Origin of the sequence: Zoogloea sp. LCSB751 (assembly GCF_002028455.1) — a bacterium.
GTDB lineage: Bacteria > Pseudomonadota > Gammaproteobacteria > Burkholderiales > Rhodocyclaceae > Zoogloea.
This window is the reverse complement of sequence record NZ_MWUM01000570.1, coordinates 1-239: the sequence shown is the minus strand read 5'-3', so window position 1 is coordinate 239 and position 239 is coordinate 1. Positions and strand designations below refer to the sequence as shown.

The following is a 239-nucleotide window of genomic DNA, read 5'->3' as shown; positions in this document are numbered from 1 at the left end:
CAGGATCACCAGCGCCATCATGTCCGCCACCCGCGAGAGCGAGGCGCCGCTGTCGGTAAAGTAGAGCGGCAGCAGGCCGTAGATGGCCCCGAGGATGAGGCCCGAGGTGAAGCTGCTGCCCATGCCCGCCGGGGTGAGCCGGACAAGCTCCAGCACCCCGACCGGCTGGGGTGCCACCATGGCCGGAGTGGGCACCCGGGAGAGGGCGAGCGGCACCACCGACAGGGTGGCGGCCATGG

General features: G+C 71.5%; 1 pseudogene. It reads right to left on the bottom strand.

Features of this window, described 5'->3' with window-relative positions:
• A pseudogene (locus B4920_RS27750) lies at positions 1-239 on the bottom strand (hypothetical protein); the annotation flags it as partial.